Source organism: Fodinicola acaciae (assembly GCF_010993745.1).
Lineage (GTDB): Bacteria > Actinomycetota > Actinomycetes > Mycobacteriales > HKI-0501 > Fodinicola > Fodinicola acaciae.
The window spans coordinates 1,525,901-1,541,727 of record NZ_WOTN01000001.1; the positions used below are offsets into that span (position 1 = coordinate 1,525,901).

General features: G+C 69.0%; 16 protein-coding genes and 1 riboswitch. Of the genes, 11 read left to right on the top strand and 5 right to left on the bottom strand.

From position 1 onward, the window contains the following. The first annotated feature begins 7 nt into the window (after window positions 1–7). From GNX95_RS07175 to GNX95_RS42430, 5 genes are all read left to right on the top strand, one after another. Window positions 8–1,057, top strand: a complete 1,050-nt coding sequence (locus GNX95_RS07175) for an amidohydrolase family protein (RefSeq protein WP_163506330.1) — start codon at window positions 8–10, stop codon at window positions 1,055–1,057. Window positions 1,058–1,318: 261 nt separating this feature from the next. Beyond that, window positions 1,319–2,437 (top strand): CaiB/BaiF CoA transferase family protein, encoded by a 1,119-nt coding sequence (locus GNX95_RS07180; RefSeq protein WP_163506331.1) that lies wholly within the window; start codon window positions 1,319–1,321, stop codon window positions 2,435–2,437. Between the two features lie 45 nt (window positions 2,438–2,482). Then, window positions 2,483–3,007, top strand: coding sequence for a PH domain-containing protein (locus GNX95_RS07185; RefSeq protein WP_163506332.1), 525 nt, complete (start codon window positions 2,483–2,485; stop codon window positions 3,005–3,007). Next, a complete protein-coding gene (locus GNX95_RS07190) occupies window positions 3,004–4,581 on the top strand; it encodes a PH domain-containing protein (RefSeq protein ID WP_163506333.1) in 1,578 nt (525 codons plus the stop codon). The genes GNX95_RS07185 and GNX95_RS07190 overlap by 4 nt, the downstream gene beginning before the upstream one ends. A 246-nt stretch (window positions 4,582–4,827) precedes the next feature. Continuing rightward, window positions 4,828–5,643 (top strand): septal ring lytic transglycosylase RlpA family protein, encoded by an 816-nt coding sequence (locus GNX95_RS42430; RefSeq protein WP_222853442.1) that lies wholly within the window; start codon window positions 4,828–4,830, stop codon window positions 5,641–5,643. On the opposite strand, the gene GNX95_RS07200 is transcribed toward GNX95_RS42430, so the two are convergent. Next, window positions 5,640–6,389 carry an MBL fold metallo-hydrolase gene (locus GNX95_RS07200; protein WP_163506334.1) on the bottom strand — a complete coding sequence of 250 codons (750 nt, stop codon included), beginning with the start codon at window positions 6,387–6,389 and terminating at the stop codon, window positions 5,640–5,642. The genes GNX95_RS42430 and GNX95_RS07200 overlap by 4 nt on opposite strands. 98 nt (window positions 6,390–6,487) lie before the next feature. Between GNX95_RS07200 and GNX95_RS07205 the strand changes: the two genes are divergently transcribed. The 5 genes from GNX95_RS07205 to GNX95_RS07225 are packed head-to-tail and all read left to right on the top strand — an operon-like array spanning window position 6,488 to window position 11,991. Continuing rightward, entirely contained in the window at window positions 6,488–7,513 is a 1,026-nt protein-coding gene (locus tag GNX95_RS07205; protein ID WP_163506335.1) for an ATP-NAD kinase family protein, read from the top strand. Next, window positions 7,510–8,499, top strand: a complete 990-nt coding sequence (locus GNX95_RS07210) for a thiamine pyrophosphate-dependent dehydrogenase E1 component subunit alpha (RefSeq protein WP_163506336.1) — start codon at window positions 7,510–7,512, stop codon at window positions 8,497–8,499. The genes GNX95_RS07205 and GNX95_RS07210 overlap by 4 nt, the downstream gene beginning before the upstream one ends. 13 nt (window positions 8,500–8,512) lie before the next feature. Then, complete coding sequence (locus tag GNX95_RS07215) at window positions 8,513–9,526, top strand: alpha-ketoacid dehydrogenase subunit beta (RefSeq protein ID WP_163506337.1); 1,014 nt, start codon at window positions 8,513–8,515, stop codon at window positions 9,524–9,526. After that, window positions 9,526–10,602 (top strand): acetoin dehydrogenase dihydrolipoyllysine-residue acetyltransferase subunit, encoded by a 1,077-nt coding sequence (locus tag GNX95_RS07220; RefSeq protein ID WP_163506338.1) that lies wholly within the window; start codon window positions 9,526–9,528, stop codon window positions 10,600–10,602. Before GNX95_RS07215 ends, GNX95_RS07220 begins: the two co-directional genes overlap by 1 nt. Window positions 10,603–10,623: 21 nt before the next feature. After that, a complete protein-coding gene (locus GNX95_RS07225) occupies window positions 10,624–11,991 on the top strand; it encodes a GAF domain-containing protein (RefSeq protein ID WP_246281529.1) in 1,368 nt (455 codons plus the stop codon). On the opposite strand, the gene GNX95_RS07230 is transcribed toward GNX95_RS07225, so the two are convergent. The 4 genes from GNX95_RS07230 to GNX95_RS07245 form a co-directional block, all read right to left on the bottom strand. Further along, the gene (locus tag GNX95_RS07230) at window positions 11,969–12,529 is read right to left on the bottom strand and encodes a dihydrofolate reductase family protein (RefSeq protein ID WP_163506339.1); all 561 of its coding nucleotides are present in this window, start codon (window positions 12,527–12,529) and stop codon (window positions 11,969–11,971) included. The genes GNX95_RS07225 and GNX95_RS07230 overlap by 23 nt on opposite strands. A gap of 41 nt (window positions 12,530–12,570) precedes the next feature. After that, the gene (gene infA / locus GNX95_RS07235) at window positions 12,571–12,795 is read right to left on the bottom strand and encodes a translation initiation factor IF-1 (RefSeq protein ID WP_163506340.1); all 225 of its coding nucleotides are present in this window, start codon (window positions 12,793–12,795) and stop codon (window positions 12,571–12,573) included. A gap of 13 nt (window positions 12,796–12,808) precedes the next feature. After that, window positions 12,809–13,552, bottom strand: coding sequence for a GNAT family N-acetyltransferase (locus GNX95_RS07240; protein ID WP_163506341.1), 744 nt, complete (start codon window positions 13,550–13,552; stop codon window positions 12,809–12,811). Window positions 13,553–13,781: 229 nt separating this feature from the next. Further along, on the bottom strand, window positions 13,782–15,047 hold the full coding sequence (locus GNX95_RS07245) for a serine hydroxymethyltransferase (RefSeq protein WP_163506342.1): 1,266 nt from the start codon (window positions 15,045–15,047) through the stop codon (window positions 13,782–13,784). A 23-nt stretch (window positions 15,048–15,070) separates the two neighbouring features. Beyond that, window positions 15,071–15,178: riboswitch (ZMP/ZTP riboswitch) on the bottom strand. A 46-nt stretch (window positions 15,179–15,224) separates the two neighbouring features. Between GNX95_RS07245 and GNX95_RS07250 the strand changes: the two genes are divergently transcribed. Further along, the gene (locus GNX95_RS07250) at window positions 15,225–15,824 is read left to right on the top strand and encodes a hypothetical protein (protein WP_163506343.1); all 600 of its coding nucleotides are present in this window, start codon (window positions 15,225–15,227) and stop codon (window positions 15,822–15,824) included. Window positions 15,825–15,827 lie beyond the last annotated feature (3 nt).

Sequence of the window (15,827 nt, forward strand, 5' to 3'; positions counted from 1 at the left end):
CTGTGCCATGTGGCGACTTCCGACGACTGTCCTGCCTGACGGCATAGCTGACCAGCTCTGGGTTTCCGGCGGTGCGTTGACGCGTACGCCGGTCGACGGCGCCGAGACGCTGCCGGGGCGCTTCGTGTTGCCGGGTCTGGTCGACTCGCACGCGCATCTGACGTTGCAGGAGAGCGACGAGCATATTTACGTGCTCGGTGACCGTACGCACCGAGACGCCGTGCTGGAGTCGTCGCGGCGCTCGGGTGTGTTGCTGCTCCGCGATGTCGGAGGTGATCCGTCGCTGACGCTGCCGCTGGCCCGCGACGAGTCGTCCGGCGTACTCGCTGCCGGCCGGTTTTTGGCTTCGGACGGCCATTATTTTCCCACGCTGCACACGCCGGTCGACGCGGAGTCGCTGGCCGCCGCGGCCGTCGAGCAGATCCGGGCCGGCGCGCAATGGGTCAAGCTGGTCGGCGATTTTCCTTACCGCATGGAGAAAGGCGTCGACGCGACGCCGTCCTACGACATCGACACCATCCGCACGATGGTCGACGCGGTGCACGCGGCCGGCGGCCGGGTCGCCACCCACACGGCGACCGCGTACGTCGGCGACCTGGTGGCGGCGGGCATCGACAGTGTCGAGCACGGCTATGGCCTCGACGCGAACACCGTACGCGCGATGGCCTCAAGCGGCTGCGCGTGGACGCCGACGCTGTGCGCCGGGTTGTTCCTGCCGCCGAACGCGCCGCCCGAGCGGGTCAAACGGCGGGCCGACCGGATCGAGCTGTTCCGCACTTTGTTGCCACTGGCGGTTTCTCTCGGCGTGCCGGTGCTGTCCGGCACCGACGTGGCCGGCACGATCGCCGACGAGGTCGGCTGGCTGGTCCACTGTGGACTGTCGCCATTGGACGCTCTCCGGTCGGCGAGCGTTGTCGCACGTACGTTCCTTGACCGCCCGGCCCTGGTCGACGGCCGTCCTGCGGACCTCGTCACCTTCGACGCCGACCCGCGCGAGGACCCGGCTGTCCTGGCCAAGCCGGCCGCCGTACTCCGCCGCGGTGAACGCATCACCTAGCGTCTCCGGTCTCCTGGGTCTCCGGCCGGAATGTCCGATTGCAACTTTGTCGACCATTCTTGGCCGGAAGCAGGTCAACAAGGTGGCGATCGGACGCCGGCTGGCGTGTCCGAATGCGGCACCGGATCGCATCGCCGCAGGTCAGGCGGCATCCGACGACGCGATCGGATTCCGATTGCGTCGTCGGACACGCGGGGGGCCGGTCATGGCTACCGACGCGTACGGTGACAATGCTGGTGAGGGCTGAGGAGGGTGGCGCGGATGAGCGGACCGTTGCAGGGGTTGACCGTCATCGAGCTGGCCGGCCTCGCGCCGGCGCCGTTCGCGGCGACCGTGTTGGCCGACCTCGGCGCGGACGTCATACGCGTCGAGCGGACGAGCGCGGCCGGCAGTCCGGGGACCCCGCTCGAGCGCAGCCGCCGGTCGATCACCCTCGACACCAAGCAACCAGACGGCGTCGAGATCCTGCTGAAGCTCGTCGAGCGCTCGGACGTGCTCATCGAAGGCTTCCGTCCCGGCGTGACCGAGCGAGCCGGCTACGGACCGGCGCAGTGCCTCGCGCGCAACCCGCGGCTGATCTACGGCCGGATGACCGGCTGGGGTCAGGAGGGGCCGCTGGCGCCGACCGCCGGGCACGACATCGACTACATCGCGATCGCCGGCGCGCTCGACCCGATCGGCCGGGCCGGACAGTCGCCGGTGCCGCCGCTCAACCTGGTGGGTGACTTCGGCGGCGGCGGCCTGCTGCTGGCGACCGGCGTACTCGCCGCCTTGTACGAGCGCGAGCGCTCAGGCAAGGGGCAGGTGGTCGACGCGGCCATGGTCGACGGCGCGGCTCTGCTCACCACCTTCCTGCACGGCATGCGCGCGGTCGGCATGTGGAACGGACCGCGCGGCACCAACCTGCTCGACGGTGGCGCGCCCTTCTACGACACGTACGAGACGGCCGACGGCAAGCACGTGGCGATCGGCGCGCTGGAGCCGAAGTTCTACGACGAGCTGCGCGACATCCTCGGCTTCGCCGACGTGGCCAACCGGATGGACCCGAGCCAGTGGCCTGAGCTGCGCGAACGCATCGCCGCGGCGGTCAGGGCCAAGACCCGCGACGAGTGGGCCGAGCTGGCCAAGGCGAGCGACGCCTGCCTGTCCCCCGTCCTGACGCCGGCCGAGGCACCGAGCCATCCGCACAACGCCGAGCGCGGCACGTTCGTCGAGGTCAACGGCGTGACGCAGCCGGCGCCGGCACCGCGGTTCGACCGTACGCCGGCCGGCACGCCGCAGGCGCCGCCGCGGGCCGGCCAGGACACCGACGCCGTGCTGACCGAGCTGGGCTTCGGCGACCGGCTCGAGGCATTACGTCAGGCTGGCACTGTCGCATGACACATGACACGTGCGAGGTAGGTCAGGTTGGGAGAAAGTGACAGGGTGAACGAACCCACCACCGCAACACTCGCCGAGGCGAGCGGCCTGCGGCTGCGTACGCCGCAGCATCTGGTCAGCCGCCGCGCGATCGGATTCTGGACCATAAAGGCGGCGATCGGCTGGCTCGTCCTGCTTGTCGCCCAGGTCGTCCCACTGGTCGTCAGCCAGGGATATCTCAGCTGGCTGTACGCGACGATCGCGGCGACCGTCGTCGTCGGCGTGGCGCACTCGATCGTGATGCCGCAGTGGCGTTACCGCGTACACCGCTGGCAGGCCACCGGCGAGGCGGTCTACACGCAGGCCGGCTGGATCAACCAGGAATACCGGGTCGCGCCGATCTCCCGCATCCAGACCGTCGACACCGCGCGCGGCCCGTTGGAGCAGCTGTTCAAGCTGGCCAAGGTCACCATCACCACCGCGTCCTCGGCCGGGCCGGTCAGCATCGTCGGCCTGGACAGCCAGGAGGCCGCGCGGCTGGTGGACGAGCTGACGACCACCACGCAGGCCACCCGCGGCGACGCGACATGACCGCCGCGAACGACGAGGGCTGGCAGCGGCTCGATCCGCGGATGCTGCTGATCCGGCCGGTACGCGAGCTCGCCCGTTTCGCGATCCCGCTGCTGGGTGTCTTCATCTTTGGGCGGTTCTCGGAAAACAACACGTACGAATACTGGAGCCTGGCCGGCGTGGTGCTGGTGATCGCGGCCGGCATCCTGCACTGGTTCACCACCACCTACCGGATCGGGCCAGACCAGGTCGAGCTGCGCAGCGGCCTGCTCAACCGCCGCCATCTCGGTGTGCCGCGCGATCGCATCCGTACGGTCGACATGTCCTCGGACCTGATGCACCGGCTGTTCAAACTGTCCGCGGTCACCATCGGCACCGGCCAGCAAAACCATGAGCGGCACGAAAAACTGAAGCTCGACGCGATCACCACGGACGCCGCGGCGGCCCTTCGTACGCAGCTGCTGCACCGTGCGACCGCCGGACCGTCCACTTTGGACAAGCCGGTCGCGGCGCAGCCGGCCGAGGTCGAGCTGGCCAGGCTCGACCCGAAATGGCTGCGGTTCGCGCCGTTCACACTCTCCGGCCTGGCCGCGGTCGGTGCCGCCGCCGGTATCTTCGGCCACAGCGCAAACGACGTTCGCGTCGCGATCGTCAACTACGGACCGGTCAAGGACACCATCAACTCGTTGCAACAGATGGGAATCCTGGTCGCCATCGCGGTCATCTTGGTGGCGCTGGTGCTGGTCGTCGCCATCTGCTCGACGGTGGCGTACGTGCTGGCGTACTGGAACTTCCGGCTGACCCGCGAGCAGGCCGGCACGCTGCACATCCGCCGCGGGCTGCTGACCACCCGCTCGGTGTCGATCGAGGAGCGCCGGCTGCGCGGCGTCGAGATCAAGGAAGCACTTCCGTTGCGGCTGGTACGCGGTGGTCGCGTCAACGCGGTCGCCGCCGGCCTGAGCAACAGCGGCAAAGGCGCCGAGCGGTCCAGCGGCGGCCTGCTGCTGCCACCGGCACCACTGGCCGAGGCCCACAAAGTCGCCGCCAAGGTGCTCAAGGAAACCACCGATCCGACCACGACCCAGCTCGTACGCCATCCGGTCGCCGCGATGACTCGGCGATTCACCCGGGCGTTCGGCGTCACCGCGCTCATCATCCTGGTCCTTGGCGCGCTGGTCTGGATCGACTTCCTGCCGCTGTGGGTTTTGTTGCTGTCACTGGTGTTGCTGCCGATCGCGGCCGTACTGGCCTGGGACCGCTATCGCAACCTCGGCCACGCGTTGACCGACCGTTACCTGGTCAGCCGGAAGGGCAGCCTGCACCGCGAGACCGCGGCGATCGGCGTCGACGGCATCATCGGCTGGCGCGTCCACCGGTCGTTCTTCCAGCGCCGCGCCGGCCTGGTGACGCTGGTCGCGACGACCGGTACGCCGCACGGCGGCCACCCGGTCGTGGACATCACCGAGGCCGAGGCGATGCGGCTGATCGCCGGCAGCACCCCGTCGATCGCGCCGACCGTGACCGAGGCAGTGCGAGTGCCGGACAATTCCGGCGCGGTGCTCCAGAACACCACACTTCATGCGTCGCGGAGATAGAAAGTAGCTGGACATCGCCTGCCTACCGGGCCGGCGTTACAGTTTCGGCGTTGTCTGCGAGAAGGCTCACAGATCGACCGGAACGGCGAACATCGGCGCCGGTGGCGTGCCAGAGTTTGCCAGGTCGCCAGCCGCCAGTGCTGCCGGTGGCGACCCCGATCGACGCCAGTATGATCTCGCGTGATCTTCAGTGACAACGCCGAAACCCCGCGTTGCTCCGTCCTGTTTCCCTGCGGAAGGCCAGTTTTGTCCGGTCGGCACAGCAGCCATGAGGGCAGCTACGACAGCAGCAGCCACGACGGCGGCTTCGAGAGCAGCCAGCACCCCGGCGACGAGGATCTGTCGCACACCGCCGAGATGGACGCCATCCCGGCGCAGCCGGAGCCGGGCGAGCCGGAGGCTGCCAGCGAGGAGCCTGCTGACCTCGGCGAATACAGCCTGACCGAGCCGCCCGAGCCGAAGCGCCGGCTGCTGCGTACGCGCTATGTCGTCGCCGGCGCGGTCACCGTGGGCACGCTCGCGATCGCCACCGCCGGCGTCGCCGCCGTGCACTCCATGACAACCGCCGGGCCGCCCAACAAGGTGCAGATCGTGACGCCGTCGCACACCGCGACGCCGACACCGTCCGCGACGCCGCCGGCCGACCTGCGCCAGTACGCCGGCGACAAGGCGTCGCGGTCGATGGGGACCCGGCCGTCGCCGACCCCGTCGCCGTCCAAGTCCTCGTCGGGCTCCAACGACGACAACGGCGGTGGAGGCAGCGGCGGCTCACCGGTCACCACGGGCGGCACCTGCAAGGCCTCCTTCTACGGCGAGGGCCAGAGCACCGCCTCCGGCGAGCCGTTCGACCCGAGCGCGATGACCGCGGCGCACAAGACGCTGAAGTTCGGCACCATGGTCAAGGTCACCAACGTCAAGAACAACAAGACGGTGACCGTACGCATCAACGACCGCGGCCCGTACGTCTCCGGCCGTTGCCTCGACCTGACCACCGCCGCGTTCAAGCGGATCGCCTCCACCAGCGCCGGTGTGGCCACCGTCCGCTATCAGGTGGTCGGCTAAAGAGTCACCACGAGGCCGTCGTGGGCGGCCTCGTACGGCATCTCATGGCCGAGCACGTCGGCCGACATGTGCGTGAGCACGACCCGTTCGCAGCTCAGCTTCGCGGCGTGGTCGGTGAGCGCCTTCAGCGTCAGGTGATACGGGATGCTCTTCTCGCGGTAGTAGCACTCGGCGATCAGCAGGTCCGCACCGGCGGCCGCCTCGATGATGCCGTCGGTCCACGCGGTGTCGCCGGTGTAGGCGATGACCACGTCGTCGAACTCCAGCCGCAGCACGAAAGCCGACGCGCCGCTGGGATGGTCGGCGAGCCACGCACGTACGCACACGCCGTCGATCATCCGTGGCAGGTCGATGCCGGTGCTCTGCTCGGTCAGCTCGACCGTACGCGTCCGAAACTTCCGTCGCACCGCTGAGGATCCCGGATAGCCGACCTCCATCGCGGCGATGATCCGCTCCTGGAGTCCGACCGGTCCACTGACCAGCAAATCGTTGCTGCGGCCGGAAAACTGGCCGTCCAGGACGAGGAACGGCAGGCCGCCGAAGTGGTCGGCGTGCAGATGTGACAGGAAGACCGTGCGGATCTCGCCGGGATCCAGGCCGAGCCGCTTCAATGCCACCAGCGAGGTCGCGCCGCAGTCGAGCAGGAAGACGGCACCGGACTCGCGGCGTACGTGGATGCAGGACTGCAACCGGCCGCCGCTGCCGAAGGCGTCGCCGGAGCCGGCGAACGTCACGGTCACCGTCATGCCTCCATTGCACGGCCCGCTGCAACCCATTGCAACCCTTTCGCCGCAGGCGGTCGCGGGTTCATAGTGACGCAGGTCTCCTGTCGAAGGAGGGACCGGTGACAGACGCGATCGTCGGCATCGTCGCCAACCCGATGTCCGGCCGGGACATCCGCCGGCTGGTGGCCAGCGCGTCGGTCTTCCCCACCGCCGAAAAGGCCAACATGGTGCAGCGGATGCTCACCGGCTTCGGCCTGCTCGGCGTCGACCGCGTCCTCATGTCGACCGACCTCGGTGGCATCTCCGCGGCCGTCTATCGGGCCGTACGCACGCACACCGGACCGCCGTGGCCGGATGTGGACTTTCTCGACCAGGATCCGATCACACAGACCGCCACCGACACGACCTTGGCCGTGACGCGGATGGTCGCCGCCGGCGCGCGAGCGATCGTCTGCCTCGGCGGCGACGGTACGGCGCGCGTCGCGGCCGCGGCCTGCGCTGACGTGCCGTTGATGCCGCTGTCGACCGGCACCAACAACGCGTTTCCGCAGCTGCGGGAGGCGACTGTCGCCGGGCTCGCGGTCGGCCTGCTGGCGACCGGCCTGGTCGACGCCGACCTCGCCACGCACCGCGCCGGCGTCCTCGAGGTCGTGTGTGGATCGCGTGCGGAGGTCGCGCTCGTCGACGTATGCGTGTCGACGGCACGACACGTCGGCGCACGCGCGTTGTGGGACACCACCGCGTTGACCGAGCTCTATTGCTGTTTCGCCGAGCCGGACGCGATCGGCCTGTCCAGCATTCCGGGACAGCTGTGTCCGAGCTCGCGCTCCTCCCCCGACGGCGTCGAGCTTTCGCTTGCGCCGGACGGAAAACCGGTCGTCTACGCACCGATCGCGCCTGGCCTGGTCGTGCCGGTCGGCGTACGCACCTTCGGGGTGTTGCCGGCCGGCTCGGTGCGTACGGTCGCGGCCGAGTCCGGCGTGATCGCGCTCGACGGCGAACGTGAGATCGAGTTCGGACCGAGCGGTCCGCGGCCGACCGTACGGCTGCGTGCGGACGGTCCGCGCTGCATCGACATCGGCGCGGTGATGCACGCCGCCGCCGCACGGGGACTCCTCCACCATGCCCAGGGAGGCACCGGATGACCGACACCCTGCCAACCACCACCGAACTGGACGCCACCGCGCTGCTCCAGGCGTATCGGACGATGCGGACGATCCGCGAGTTCGAGGACCGCGTACACGCCGAGTTCGCGACCGGCGAGATCCCGGGTTTCGTGCACCTCTACGCCGGCGAGGAGGCGTCCGCCACCGGCGTCTGCACGCATCTGGACGCGCGCGACTCGATCGCCAGCACGCACCGCGGGCACGGCCACTGCATCGCCAAGGGCGTCGATGTGAAGGAAATGATGGCCGAGATCTACGGCAAACAAACGGGTTCCTGTCGCGGCAAAGGCGGCTCGATGCACATCGCCGACCTCAGCAAGGGCATGCTCGGCGCCAACGGCATCGTCGGCGGCGGTCCGCCGCTGATCTGCGGCACCGCGCTGGCCGCGAAAATCCAGCAGACCGGCGGCGTCGGCGTCGCGTTTTTCGGCGACGGCGCGAGCAACCAGGGCACCACGCTGGAGGCGCTCAACCTGGCCGCGGTCTGGAACCTGCCGGCGGTTTTCGTCGCGGAAAACAACGGCTATGCCGAGACCACGTCGAGCACCTGGTCGGTCGCCTCGGACAACATCGCCGACCGTGCCGCCGGTTTCGGCATGCCTGGCGTGATCGTGGACGGCTTCGACTTCTTCGCCGTACACGAGGCGGCCGGCGAAGCGGTCGCACGTGCCCGCGCCGGTGGCGGCCCGACGCTGCTCGAGGTGAAGTTCACCAGATATTACGGCCATTTCGAGGGCGACCAGCAGACCTACCGCGCCGACGAGGTGGCCAAGGCCAGGGAGACGCTGGACTGTCTCAAGCGGTTCCGCGCCCGCGTCACCGAAACCGGCCAGGTCGCCGGCGACGACCTCGACGCGGTCGACTCCGAGGTGGCCGCGCTGATCGAGGACGCCGTGGTGGCGGCGAAATCCGCGCCGAAACCGACCGAATCCGACCTGCAGACCGACGTCTACGTCTCGTACTGAGGAGCGAACAGCCATGGCGCGTACGATCAGCTACCGCGAGGCCATCAACGAGGCGCTCACGCAGGAGATGGAGCGCGACGACTCGGTCATCGTGATGGGTGAGGACAACGCCGGCGGCGAGGGATCGCCCGGCGAGATGGACGCCTGGGGCGGCGTTCTCGGTGTCACCAAAGGCCTTTACCACCGCTTCCCGGGCCGGGTGTTGGACACGCCGATCTCCGAGTCGGCCTTCATCGGCGCGGCCATCGGCGCCGCGACGCGTGGCCTGCGGCCGGTCGCCGAGCTGATGTTCATCGACTTCATGGGGGTCTGCTTCGACCAGATCTTCAACCAGGCGGCCAAATTCCGCTACATGTTCGGCGGCAAGGCGGTCACGCCGGTGGTCGTACGCACCATGTACGGCGCTGGCCTGCGCGCCGCCGCGCAGCACTCGCAGGCACTTTATCCGGTCTTCACGCACATCCCCGGCCTCAAGGTCGTGCTGCCGTCCAACCCGTACGAGGCGAAAGGGCTGCTGTTGCAGGCGATCCGCGACGACGACCCGGTGATTTTCTGCGAACACAAGGCGCTTTACGACATGTCCGGCGAGGTGCCGGAGGAGAGCTACACGATTCCCTTTGGTGAGGCCAACATCGCGCGCGATGGCTCGGACGTCACCATCGTCGCCTTTGGGCGCATGGTCGACACGGCGTTGCAGGCCGCCACCGAGCTCGCGTCGTCCGGCGTGGAGGCCGAGGTCATCGACCCGCGCACGGCCAGCCCGTTGGACACCGACAGCATCCTGGAAAGCGTGGAAAACACCGGCAGACTGGTCGTCGTGGACGAGGCTCCGCCACGCTGCAACCTGGCCACCGACGTGTCGGCTTTGGTGGCACAGCAGGCATTCGCCGACCTGAAGGCGCCGATCGAGATGGTGACCGCGCCACACACGCCGGTGCCGTTCAGCGACGTGCTGGAGGATCTTTACATTCCGGACGCACAGAAAATCGTCAACGCGGTCAAGCACGTCGTGGAGTGGAAGCGCTGATGGGGATCCAGGCTGTCGTCATGCCGAAATGGGGGCTGTCGATGACCACCGGCACGGTCACCGAATGGCTCGTGGAGGAAGGCGACGAGATCAGCAAGGGCCAGGACCTGGTCGAGATCGACACCGACAAGATCGTCGGCACGCTGGAGGCCGATTTTTCCGGCGTACTGCGGCGCATCGTCACCGGTCCCGGCGAGCAGGCACCGGTCGGCGGCACCATCGCGGTGGTGGCCGGCTCCGACGTGTCCGACGGCGACATCGACGCGGCCGTCGAAAAAGCACGCGCCGACAACGCGAGTGGTGCCGTCGAGGAGGCCAGCGGTCCGGAGATCGCGACCGTCACAGTCGACGGGCGCGCGCTGTCGTACGCGAAACTCGGCGACGGCGACGATGTGCTCGTCCTCGTACACGGCTATGGCGGCGACAAGAACTCGTGGCTGTTCGTACAGGAGCCGCTGTCGTCGCGGTTCACCACGTACGCGCTGGATCTGCCGGGCCACGGCGCCTCGGCGAAGGACGTCGGCGACGGATCGCTGGACCTGCTGTCGTCGGCGCTGCTCGGTTTCCTTGCCGCCATGGACATTTCCAGCGCCCACCTGGTGGGCCACTCACTCGGCGGAGCCGTCGCCGTACGCGCCGCCGCCTCGCCGGTGGTCTCCGGCCTCACCCTGGTGGCGCCGGCCGGCATCGGTCCGGACATCAACGCCGACTACCTGCGCGGCTTCGCCTCGGCGTCGACGCGCCGCGAGCTCAAGCCGCACCTTGCCGCGCTGTTCGCCGACGAGAAGCTGGTCAACCGGCAACTCGCCGATGATTTGCTGAAATACAAGCGATTGGACGGCGTGTCCGCGGCTCTGGACGCGCTGTTGCGCACATTGTCGGATGGCATCGACGTGTCCGGGGAGCTGGCTGCCCTGACCAAGCCGGTGAGCGTGGTGTGGGGCGTCGAGGACCGGGTCGTGCCGATCGGCAACGCCGCCGCCTTGCCGGAATCGGTGACATTGCGGCGGATCGACGGCGCCGGCCACATGGTCCACATGGAAAACCCCGCCGCCGTACGCGACGCCATCCCCTGACCATCGCGAAGGCCAGGCAACGTGGTCGACAGCAACGCGGTCGTGAAGTTGGAGATCTCCACACCAAAAGGACATCGGCCGGTCAAACTGGCCTTCACCTCGGTGACCGACTTCCACACGTGGAACGTGCTGCGGAAACTGCCGGCCCAGCGGGTTTCGCCGGCCGCGGCGAAGGCGCAGGATGAGGTGATGCCGCGGCAGCTGGAGCCCGCGCTGCCGGCCGGGGCCGACCCGCGCCGGCACGCCCGGCTGCTCGCTCGCGCGCACGCGCAGGCGATGGAAGGCGGCCAGCTGGCCGTACGCTCGGTGATCGGCCAGTCGTGGCAGCGGATGCTCGGCCAGCGGCTCAACCCCGACCGCGGCCGCGATCCGGTGCCGCTGGCCGGCGACGAGATCGACCACCGCCGGCGCCGGTCACCGCTCGCGCGCGTCCTCCCGGTCCTGCGCGACGGCCTGACCAGCGTCGCCGACGACACGGCCACGATCATGGTGGTTGTCGACGCCGACGGCCGCCTGCTGTGGCGCGAGGGCAGCGCGCGCGTACGCATCACCGCCGACGACCTCGGCTTCGTCGAGGGTGCGTGCTGGTCCGAGGAAACCGTTGGTACGAACGCGATCGGCACAGCGTTGGTGACCAAGCGGCCGCTGCAGGTCTATTCCGCCGAGCATTTCGTCCGTACGCACCACACCTGGACGTGTTCGGCGGCGCCGATCCACGATCCGCGCGACGGCCGGCTGCTCGGCATCGTCGACCTGTCCGGTCCGGCGCGCACCGTGCATCCAAGCACGCTCGCGCTGGTCGACGCGGTCGCAAGGCTCGCGCAGGCACAACTGCGCGACGACCACCTGCTCGACCTCGAACGCCTCCGCGTGGTCGCCGCGCCGACGCTGACCCGCGTCGACGGACCGGCGTTGGTCACCGACCCGCACGGCTGGGTCGCCGCGGCCGCCGGCCTGCCGCCGGTCGATCGCGTCATGCTGCCGGAGCCGGCCGCCGAAGGCGCCGGCTGGCTGCCGGCCTTCGGTTCCTGCCAGCTCGAGGCACTGCCGGGCGGCTGGCTGATCCGGCCGGCGACGACCGGATCCGCCCCGGCGACCACGGCTGTCATCGACGTGGCCAACCCGCGCTACGCGACGCTGACGGTCAGCGGCGAGAGCGGCAGCTGGACGCACCGGCTTTCCCATCGGCACGCGGAAATCCTGCGCATCCTGGCCGTGCACCGCGACGGCCGCAGCGCGTCGGAGCTGTCCAGCGACCTGTTCGGCGACCCGTCCCGCACGGTGACCGTACGCGCCGAGATGTCACGGCTGCGCCGGCACCTCGGCGGCGTGCTCAGCCACCGGCCCTACCGGTTTGCCGAACATGTCACCGTCGACCTGCGTCGCTGACCGCATAGCGCAGCGCGACCACGCCACCGGAAAACCGCCGTTCGTCCAGCAGCTCGAGATCCAGCCGTACGCCGCCGGGGAAGAACGGCTTGCCACCGCCGACCACCACCGGCGACTTGATCAGGTGCAGCTCGTCGACCAGGCCGATCGCCTGCGCGGCGAGCTCCGGACCGGCGATCGCGATGTCGCGCCCGGACTCCTCTTTCAGCCGGCGTACGCCGTCGAGATCGAAGTCGCGCTCGATCCGCGTACGCGCGCTGGACGGCTCGGCGAGCGTACGCGAGTAGACGATCTTGTCGGTGGCCCGCCACAACCGCGCCCACTCGCCCTGGACCGCCGGCAGCGAACCCGCCGTCTCCCAGTAGACCATCGTCTCGTACATCCGCCGGCCGTAGAGGTAGGTGCCGATCGGCGCCGCCAGCTCGTTGACGTACGTATGCACGTCCTCGTCCGACGGCGCACCCCAGCCGAAGGCACCTTTTTCGTCCTCGACATAGCCGTCGAGCGACATCAGCATCGAATAGATCAGTTTCGCCATGGCAGTTACCATGCCGTGAGCCGCACCGATGCGTCCACAGGTCAGGATCGATAGCGGAAGATGATCCGGCCACGGGTCAGGTCGTACGGGCTCAGCTCGACCAGCACGCGGTCCTGCAGCATGATCTTGATGTAGTTCCTGCGCACCCGGCCGCTCAGATGCGCGAGCACCTGGTGTCCGTTTTCCAGCTCCACCTTGAAAACGGCGTTACGCAGGCATTCGACGACGGTCCCCTCGACGTCGATGCCGTCCTTGGTTTTCGGCATTTCTCTCCAGTCCTCAGCGGTGTACGAGCTCGAGGTTGCTGCCGGCCCGCCGCGCGCCGATCCCCTCGAACAGTGCGAGCGCCGCATGGTTGGCGGCGTTGATGTCGGCCGACGCCGTCTGAATTCCGTTGCGGTGCAACGAATCGAGCGCATGTGCCAGCATGGCGCGGGCGATGCCGCGACGACGGTATGCGGCGAGCACCGCGATCAGGCCGACGCGCGGCCGGCGGGTCAACGGCGCGACCCGCACCAGGCCGACGTCGCGACCGGCCAGCGTCGCCACCGCGTACGCCGACACGTCGTGCAGCGGCGACAGCACCTCGGCCGGCATCTCCTGCCAGCCGACGGCGGCGTCGACCTCCTCGCGGATCGCGCGATAGAGCGCGTGCACCGGCCGCTCTCGCGCCGCGCCGATCGTCAGATCCGGCGGTCGTACGGCCACGTCCAGGCCGGTCAGCCGCGGATCGGTCGCCAGCACGTATTCCCATTCCCGGCGCCGCGCCACGAAACCGGCGCGTTCCCAGCCGCAGGTCAGGTCGACATCGTCCTCGTCGACCACGGTGTAGAGCGGCCGGGGCAGCTCGGCCAGCAGCACAGCCGCGAGCTGGTCGAAAACCGCGGGGTGCCAGGCATCGACGCTGACGAACACGCGACCGTCCGGACGCCGTGAGACATCGCCGCGACCGACGACCAGGTCGTCTTCCAAGGCGTGCCACTGCCGCGCGGACACGCGGTTGACCACGAGTGTGGAGTCCATTGTTTTCACCTTCCGGAGTGCCGTGCGGCGCTCCGGCGACAACTAGGCCCCTAGGTCAGTCGCCGACCGTGACGAGGCGGGAGAGCACCCACTGATCAACGTTCACGGGTCTCACCTCCTCAGGCGATGTCACGGTCCGGAGCAGACCGTACCAGCCGGATGCCGGCCGGCGTAACGATTATCCGGGCAGGCGGCCGGCATCCTCATCGGCCGCCTGCCCGGATCTGAATCATGCGACCGGGACGCCCGGAGCCGGATATCCGTCCATCAGCGCCTTCACCTCGGCGCGTACCTTCGCGATGGTGTCCTCGTCGCCGGCCTTCTCGGCGGCGACCACGCGGTCGATCCACTCGGCGACGGTGGCCATCTCCGAGGCCGGCAGGCCGCGCGAGGTCAGCGACGGCGTGCCGATCCGGATGCCGGAGGGGTCGAAGGGCTTACGCGGGTCGAACGGCACGGTGTTGTAGTTGACCACGATGCCAGCCCGGTCCAGCGCCTTCGCGGCCGGCTTGCCGGGGATGTCCTTGCTGGTCAGGTCGATCAGCAGCAGGTGGTTGTCGGTGCCGCCGGAGACCAGGTCGAAGCCGCGCTTGGCCAGCTCCTCGCCGAGCGCCTTGGCATTGGTGACGATCTGCCGCGCGTACGCCTTGAAGTCATCGGTGGCCGCCTCCTTCAGCGCCACCGCGATCGCCGCGGTCGTGTGGTTGTGCGGACCACCCTGCAGGCCGGGGAACACCGCGCGGTCGATCGCCTTCGCGTGCTCCTCCTTGGTCATCAGCATCGCGCCACGCGGACCACGCAGCGTCTTGTGGGTCGTCGTCGACACGACGTCGGCGTGCGGGAACGGCGACGGATGCGCACCGCCGGCGATCAGGCCGGCGATGTGGGCCACGTCGGCCAGCAGCACCGCGCCGACCTCGCGCGCGATCTCACCGAAAGCCGCGAAGTCGATGGTGCGCGGGATCGCCGTGCCACCGCAGATGATCAGCTTCGGCCGCTCTGTCCTGGCCAGGTCGCGGACCTCGTCCATGTCGATCCGGCCGGTGTCCTTGCGTACGCCGTAATGCGCCGCCTTGAACCACTTGCCGGTCGCCGACACGCTCCAGCCGTGCGTCAGGTGACCGCCGGCCGGCAGTCCCATGCCGAGCACGGTGTCCCCCGGCTGCAGGAAGGCCAGGTAGACGGCCAGGTTGGCGGGCGAGCCGGAGTAGGGCTGCACGTTGGCATGGTCGGCACCGAACAACGCTTTCGCGCGGTCGGCGGCCAGCGTCTCGATCGGGTCGATGTTCTGCTGGCCCTCGTAGTAACGCTTGCCGGCGTAGCCTTCCGAATACTTGTTGGTGAGTACGGTCCCGGTCGCCTCCAACACGGCGGCGGACACGTAGTTTTCCGACGGGATCATCCGCAGCGTGTCGGCCTGCAACTGCTCCTCGGCCGCGATCAGCGCGGCGAGCTCTGGGTCCTCGGCGGACAGTGCGGGATGGTGTTGGGTCATCGGCTCTCCTGGCGGCTCGGGCTGCGGTGTGCCCAGGCGCGCGACACTCCGGTTGGCTCCCGGATCGCTCCGGGCTGTGCCGCTCCCTCGTGGTCGTTTCCACGTCCCGTACGCCAGTCGCGGCACCGCCCACCCTACCGACTCGCTCGGCTGGCGCAGCAGCCCTACCCTGCCTCCGTGACCGCCGATTTGCAGACGCTCGACCGATTCACGGTGCGTACGCGATACACGTTCAAAGCGACGCAGCTCGACTTTTACATACGCGGTCAGCGGGAGCCGGTGGCTCGGATCGTCAAGCGGGTCACGTCCAACCTCCGCGACCTGGCCGAGATCCGGGTCGGTCGCGGACTCCAGGAGATCGCCGGCTATGCGAGCTTCGGCGGCCACAAGGTCTTCGGACCGCGTTACGGCCTGCTGGGCACCATCGAGTCGCACTTCCGCAACTTCACGTACAGTCCGTGGACGATCGAGCAGAACGACGCTCCGCTGCTGGTCTCACGTGCCGTCGGCGTCAGCTCGATCCGTTACGTGTTTCCGTTCATCCTGGTGCCGGACGGTGTCGTCATGCCGTTCCAGATGGTCTTCAGCAAGCAAGGCAGCCGCGCGGTGAGCGTACGCATCCGCCGCCACACCGGCCTGCGCGCACGCTTCAGCGTCGAGGTCAACGACCCCGCGATCGACCGCCGCCTCGTCATCGCCGCCACGTACGCCATCTGTGGCAGCGACTCCGCCGACATCCGCGAGATCTTCCACGACACCGTCAACCCGCTCCGCTGACAC

Excerpts from the sequence above, each read along its gene's own strand:
- GNX95_RS07200 (WP_163506334.1), bottom strand. The coding sequence starts at position 6,389 with ATGACGGTGACCGTGACGTTCGCCGGCTCCGGCGACGCCTTCGGCAGC.
- GNX95_RS07210 (WP_163506336.1), top strand. The coding sequence starts at position 7,510 with ATGACCGACACCCTGCCAACCACCACCGAACTGGACGCCACCGCGCTG.
- GNX95_RS07190 (WP_163506333.1), top strand. The coding sequence starts at position 3,004 with ATGACCGCCGCGAACGACGAGGGCTGGCAGCGGCTCGATCCGCGGATG.
- GNX95_RS07245 (WP_163506342.1), bottom strand. The coding sequence starts at position 15,047 with ATGACCCAACACCATCCCGCACTGTCCGCCGAGGACCCAGAGCTCGCC.
- GNX95_RS07240 (WP_163506341.1), bottom strand. The coding sequence starts at position 13,552 with ATGGACTCCACACTCGTGGTCAACCGCGTGTCCGCGCGGCAGTGGCAC.
- infA (WP_163506340.1), bottom strand. The coding sequence starts at position 12,795 with ATGCCGAAAACCAAGGACGGCATCGACGTCGAGGGGACCGTCGTCGAA.
- GNX95_RS07215 (WP_163506337.1), top strand. The coding sequence starts at position 8,513 with ATGGCGCGTACGATCAGCTACCGCGAGGCCATCAACGAGGCGCTCACG.
- GNX95_RS07230 (WP_163506339.1), bottom strand. The coding sequence starts at position 12,529 with ATGGCGAAACTGATCTATTCGATGCTGATGTCGCTCGACGGCTATGTC.
- GNX95_RS07180 (WP_163506331.1), top strand. The coding sequence starts at position 1,319 with ATGAGCGGACCGTTGCAGGGGTTGACCGTCATCGAGCTGGCCGGCCTC.
- GNX95_RS07220 (WP_163506338.1), top strand. The coding sequence starts at position 9,526 with ATGGGGATCCAGGCTGTCGTCATGCCGAAATGGGGGCTGTCGATGACC.
- GNX95_RS07175 (WP_163506330.1), top strand. The coding sequence starts at position 8 with ATGTGGCGACTTCCGACGACTGTCCTGCCTGACGGCATAGCTGACCAG.